Raw genomic sequence first — 6,000 nt, 5'->3', positions numbered from 1 at the left:
TCCTCGCCGCCTTCGTCATCCATCACCGCGTCCGCAAATAGCAGACACGCTCTAGGATCTCGGGCTTGGCGGTGCTGGTCGCCGGCATCGCGTCGCTGGTCGCAGAAGTCCGGGCACCGGAAACTGGACGACAATATGCAGAACGCCCGTTGGTCGATGGCGTCGTAGAGGCGCCTGCCCTCGGACGTGGCGGGCGAGCACCGCGCGTTCTTCCCGGACGTGACGGTCAGAGGCAAGGTGCCGGCGTAGTTTCTGCGGCACTTGGCGGTGGTGTAGCCACCAGTCGTTCCCGAACTCACCAAGCGTCCGCCGAGTATCAAGTCCTGGCGGTGAGGGGTAGATATCGGCGTCCGGGTGTGACGCAAAATGCGTTGCCAGTTCGGCCTCAAGTTCGGTGATCTGCAGATTCGACGATGTGACCGACCGCCGCGGTCCGGGCCGTCCCCGCGATCGGCCGATGATCATGCTGGTAGCGACCACCAGATAATGCACGCGAGCTACTGGAGAGCTGGATCACATGGTACCAATCGCATGACTTGCCTCACTAATAATTGCGTGTACTCTTTTACGTGCGCGCATCGCCGACGTAGTGCCCGTGGGCAAGGCGCTGCGGTGGTCGGCGGCATTGTGACGTAGGTCTAAGCAAGGAGGACGCTCCACGCTTGAGGTGAATAACGGCGGGTCAATCCGCCGGACGCCAGGGAAATCGATCAGGTGCTGCGGAGGCCTGCTGCAAACAGTTCGCTGGTTCGCTGGTCGCTGCACGTGACATGTCGCAGTGACTAGAGATCCGGACAACCAGAATTCTCTTGACTATGGAGGCTCGTGGTGGATAAGACCACGTCAGTCGATGTGCAAAAGCTCATCGACGATGCTGACCTTTCGACGACTCAGAAGAAGGCCGTGGGCGCATGTCTCGCGTTCGGCTTCCTCGACGGATTCGACGCATTGATACCCGGCTTTGTGTTGCCCTCGATCGCGAAGGACTGGGAGGTGTCGGTCGCCAGTTTGACGCCCATGGCGCTGGCTGGAGTCTTTGGGACGATCTTCGGTTCCATGCTGTTGGCGCCGCTGGCTGATCGGGTCGGACGCAGACCTTTGATCATGTTTGGTGCGCTGCTGTTCGGTGTGTTCAACATCGCTGCCGCCTTCGCGCCCAATCTCGAAATCATGATTGCGTTGAGGCTCCTCGCAGGGCTTGGTCTGGGCGCTGTTCCGGTTACTTTGTTTACATACGGCACAGAGATGGCGCCATCTCGGCTTCGGGGGACCATCGTGACCCTGATCTCTGCAGGTTTGGCTCTCGGTGGCCTTGTCGGCGGGTTCGCCGCAGGGTTCTTGATTCCAGTGCTTGGATGGCGGTCAATGTTCGCACTCGGAGGAGTGCTTCCGCTTGTGCTTATTGTCCTGATGTACAAGCTGCTTCCCGAAACTGTCCAGTTTTCCACGCTGGCTGGTCGGTCAGATCAGGTCGCGCGGATGCTCCGGCAGATAGCGCCGTCGTCTGCGCTGCCACCAGAGGGCCAGGCGATATTTACTCTGAAGAAGCAACCTTCACAAAAGTCGAGATTTCGATCGCTCTTCGACGGGGGGCGCGGTCCGTTGACTATTGTCCTGTGGGTGTTGTACCTGTGCCAGTTCATCAGTAGCTTCTTCGTCTTCAGCTGGCTCCCATCGGTCCTGACTGAAGCTGGGCTCGATCAGTCGATTGCGATCATCGCGACGTCGATGTTCACGTTGGGCGGACTTGGTGCGGTGGCCCTTGGGATGGCCGTCGATCGGCTGGGGGGATATCGATTCTGGATTGTGGGAGGCAGCTATGCCTTGGGTGCGACGGCTGTGTCCATAAGCGCCGTCTCTACGGGATCGCTGCCGATCCTTTTTGTCGCGCTCACGCTCGCCGGGTTCGGGATCATCGGCACTGGCGGGTGCATGAATGCGATTGGCGCTTCTTTGTATCCGGCTAAGATCCGCACAACGGCAGTAGGATGGTTCAATGGTTTCGGACGTGTCGGATCAGTCGTTGGCCCGGCAATCGGCGGAGCGCTCCTGGCGATGAACTTGTCGCCGCAGAGCATCTTCTTAGTGGCTGTCATACCAGCGGCGATGTGCACGGTCTGTGCCGTACTTCTCGGCATTGCTAGTCGTCATGTTGTGGCGGAATCGGATTCGACGCAGATTGCAACGGAAGCAACGGTCGCGTAGTCAAGAACCATCTGCCGTTTTGAGCCGGTGGGGGCTGGGTGCGCGCAAGCCAGCCCCCTCACCGGTGCCGGGAGGAAACGCGCCGGTTGGAAACACGGCGGCGCATCAGGCGCACGGTCTCCCGCGTCGTCCTTTCGCCTGCAGCTTGAACACGAAATCCAGACCCGTCCCACTGTGCGCGACCTGAGTAGTGGCGATCGCGTGCAGTGCGGAGTTCACGAGTCAGTTGCCTCCGCTATTGAGGCGTATTCGCTCGTGGGCCGACCACGCCGGGATCGGCGCGGTCCGTTGAACATCGCATAGCATCTTTCGCCTGGAACCATCGGCCATCTCGCCGATGATGACGGCGGCGGAAGGGACTCCGCAGCCGAAGGTCGCGAGTAGTGGCGGCGCGATATGCCGAACGCGGTCACGGATCTGGGGCGCGAGACCGTTGATTGCTGGTCAGCTGTCGGCGCCGGTTGAGGATTTCGCCGGCGATCTGGGCGACGACACCATTGAATGCGGCCAGTCGTTCGGCGGTCTCATCCATCACGCAGTAGCGCCGGAATCCCCCGAACGGGAATCGGCATTTCCGGGTCCAGCTCAGTGAAGGTGCCAGCAGAAGCCTGTTGATGACCTGCGATCTCTCACGGACCAAGTTGTCAAGGTGATTAGACAAAAGCTTGACCTCCCAGAATGGTTCGCCCAACTGTCCGCGAACGCACCGGTCCGGCGTCTACAGCCCGTCCACCGGATTGGAGTCGCCAGTCGACTCCGATGAGGAATAACGTAGCCATCGCCACGGCGTGAACGTCAATGAGGTCGGATTATCCTGGGCTTGGCGGGTGCTGCGCCGATGTAGGGACATCGACCGGGTTTCCACGCGGACCACCGCGTGGCCCCGGCGCAGCAGATCCGACTCGAGCCGCCGAGTCACGCCGCGGCAGTCCTCGATCACGAACTGCACCTGGGGAACGGGGCGGCCCACTCGATGGCAGACAGATGACCCTCGGTGGTGGCCTTGCCCGAATGGGCGACCGATGTCGTCGACACCGACGAGTGCGTGAGTGGATTTGTGGGGGAAGGCCTCAATCGGCATCAATGGCAGGCTTCTCGCGGAGTGCATCAACCTCGCCCCTAGCCCTTGGCCACCCAAGCTAGCAAAACCGACCGGTCGGGAGCGCGGGTGTGGGCAACTCGTTCGAGAACCGAGTGCCGTCGTGCTCACAAACAAGGCTGGTACACAATGAGTGCACTTTGTTAGAGTGGAGTGGTGTCGTTCACCCAGCGACCCGCGTGGACGGCCGCCGATGGTACGAGGCTCGTCTGCCACCGGATCGGACATCAAGCGGCGCGCGAGAAGCTTGGCAGTCACGGCGAACACGACTGGCACTTCCTGCATTTACCTCTCCGTGGAGAGGCCTCGCAATTTGCTTCCTCGATCCCGATTGGATGTGAAAACCATGAACTCTCGTGAGTATCGCAAATGGCGTCAGCGGCGTCGCGCCGCGTGGTCCGACGCGAAACGCACTCGCAACCATCCCGACATCGAGGCGGACCGCATGATCAAGTTTGCTAGCATGTGGGCACCGTATGGGGGTCCTCCCGAGGAGGAAATCTTTGTCCACTTCGGAATGACCACGCGCCGGTTCATCGACAAATTGTGGAAGATCATCCCCAAATCCAACTGTGATCAAGATGAGATACGCAGTCTCGCGGGCGCATACCCGCATCTCGAGCGAATGCGCCACCTCGTTCCCGTTCCGTGAGCCGCGCACGACGATCTGCACCAGACAGTGTGTCGGACATTCGAGCACAGATCCGAGGATCTCGGTGACCTGGCGCCCCACCCATTCAGCGGAAAACTTGAACGTCTCACTGAGCCAGAACTGACCCCCGTACTCGCGCCAACCGTAGCCCCCTGGTGCTACTCAATCCTCATTCCCTCGGCCAAGCAACCTGCCGCTCCATTGCGTCACCCCGAGAGACTGTGCCGGCGACGGAGCGGGGGTGTGGCGCCGTCACCCGCCGAAGATCCGATCCCGGACGTCCGTACTCGGACATCATGAAGCATGGAGGTCCGAACTTGATGAACTTGCCGGGGATGAAACCTCGTATCCTTCGAAAGCTTCGCCCACAGAACCAGCCCGCGATCAGAGTCGAAAGGTGCATCACGATGCCGGGGCCAGCTATCTTTCTCTGCTGGATTTCCGTACGGTCCTAGGTCAACGCGAGCTGAGCACTCGGCGGCGGAGGTAGCCCCCGGGCCGGGGGCGGTGAATTCCGACTTTCCGAGCGGCGACTTCGTCGCGCCGAGTCACGTGGCGACGCGTTCGTCACTGAAGGCGGCCAATGGGTAATCATTACGGTTCTTCGGTCGTCAGGTCTGGGACGACTCCGTGGTGGGTCCGAGCAGATCCGTATCGGTGGACTGTAGGATGCGGCGGTGAGTTTTCAGCGTGCGCGGACCGAGGAACAGCGTGTGGAGCGTCGCCGGGTAATTCTGGAGACTGCTGCCGCAATGCTGGCTGAGATGCCTGTCTCCGACGTGGCTCTGAACGAGTTGAGCCGGCGGGTCGGTCTCGCCAAGTCGAACGTTCTTCGCTATTTCGAATCCCGAGAAGCTGTCCTGTTGGTCCTGCTCGACGGGGAGTTGGAAGAATGGTCAGCGGAGCTCACGCAGATTGTTGTCGGTTCGAAGGCCGCGCTGCGACGTCGGAGTGCGAAGCTTGCGAAGCAGATGGCAGCTACTATGGCTGCCCGGCCCGTGCTTTGCGACTTGATCAGTGCACAGGCGGCGGTGCTCGAGCGGAATGTCTCTGCGGAGGTGGCCCTGCGGCACAAGCAGGCGACTGTTGTCACCGTTGAGCGGTTGGCGGCTCTTGTGACACGGGGGTGTCCGGAACTCTCGTCGAGGGAGTCGTACAAGGTCGTCGCGCATATGTTGCTGATGGCAAGTGCTGTGTGGCCACATTCTCAGCCCTCGCAGGCAGTGCAGGAGGCATATGCGCTTGATTCCAAGATCGCGAAGGCTCAGATGGGTTTCGTCGAGACCGTCGCTGACTCTGTGGACCTGTGCATACTGGGGCTCGTTTCACGTCACTGAGTCGCATACGCCTATGCAGTGGGGTGGATGGTGCGGGGTCTGCGAGCGTGAAGAACGTATGCTGGTGGGAGATTCCTCCAGACTGTCCGACCCGCCACGACCTCCTCGAAATGCTCGTTCAGTAGCCGACGGAATCGGCGTGCTCCGGGAATTGGTGCAGCGTGGCGGTATGCAAAGGTGGTGAAGACCCCAGTGGGGCTGAGCGACCGAAGCACTGCGCCCATGATGTCGCGCTGAGTGTGCGAGGTGAATACGGACCATGGCAAGCTGCTGACGATAATGTCCGCCTTGCCGGCGTCTCGGTCGGCGAGTATTGCCGGGAGGTTGATCGCATCGGACTCGACGACCTCGACTTGTGTGAATCGCTTTCGCAGAAGCCCTGCGAGGCGGACGTTGAGTTCAATCGCTAGATGGCGACCGCGGCCACCGGTTCTCCGCTGGATCTCTTCAGTGAAAGGCCCAGTTCCTGCTCCAAGCTCGACCACCAGGGGGTTCCCGTGCTCTGGTACGGGTGCGGTGATGGCCCGGCTCAGCCAGTTCGAGCTGGGCGCGATCGCGCCGATCTGGCTCGGATCCTTCATCCACTGTTGAAGAAACACCGTACTGTCACTGCGCGTGGTTGAGGGGTCGGAATCAAAGTCCGTTCCCTTCGGGTGACGCGTTGACTTCGTTTGGCAGAGTGCAAGCTGCGGCACGGGTAGTCCACC

The 6,000-nt window shown here is 60.9% G+C and carries 4 protein-coding genes and 1 pseudogene; 3 read left to right on the top strand and 2 right to left on the bottom strand.

All coding sequences use genetic code 11. The annotated features are described in order from the left end of the window. Nucleotides 1-62 precede the first annotated feature (62 nt). A pseudogene (locus P3H15_RS32420) lies at nucleotides 63-408 on the bottom strand (IS110 family transposase); the annotation flags it as partial. Nucleotides 409-828: 420 nt separating this feature from the next. On the opposite strand from P3H15_RS32420, the gene P3H15_RS32415 reads away from it, so the two are divergent. The 3 genes from P3H15_RS32415 (at nucleotide 829) to P3H15_RS32405 (ending at nucleotide 5,293) form a co-directional block, all read left to right on the top strand. After that, nucleotides 829-2,205: an MFS transporter gene (locus P3H15_RS32415; protein WP_276140976.1), complete on the top strand. Its 1,377-nt coding sequence runs from the start codon at nucleotides 829-831 to the stop codon at nucleotides 2,203-2,205. A 1,445-nt stretch (nucleotides 2,206-3,650) separates the two neighbouring features. Then, entirely contained in the window at nucleotides 3,651-3,956 is a 306-nt protein-coding gene (locus P3H15_RS32410; RefSeq protein WP_276140975.1) for a hypothetical protein, read from the top strand. Nucleotides 3,957-4,633: 677 nt separating this feature from the next. Next, nucleotides 4,634-5,293, top strand: a complete 660-nt coding sequence (locus P3H15_RS32405) for a TetR/AcrR family transcriptional regulator (protein WP_276140974.1) — start codon at nucleotides 4,634-4,636, stop codon at nucleotides 5,291-5,293. 11 nt (nucleotides 5,294-5,304) lie between these two features. Here the strand turns inward: P3H15_RS32405 and P3H15_RS55835 are convergent, their stop codons facing one another. Beyond that, on the bottom strand, nucleotides 5,305-5,874 hold the full coding sequence (locus P3H15_RS55835; RefSeq protein ID WP_369426211.1) for a class I SAM-dependent methyltransferase: 570 nt from the start codon (nucleotides 5,872-5,874) through the stop codon (nucleotides 5,305-5,307). Between the last annotated feature and the right edge of the window lie 126 nt (nucleotides 5,875-6,000).

The organism is Rhodococcus sp. T2V, assembly GCF_029269925.1.
Taxonomy (GTDB): domain Bacteria; phylum Actinomycetota; class Actinomycetes; order Mycobacteriales; family Mycobacteriaceae; genus Rhodococcus_F; species Rhodococcus_F koreensis.
This window is presented reverse-complemented; position numbering and strand designations above follow the sequence as displayed.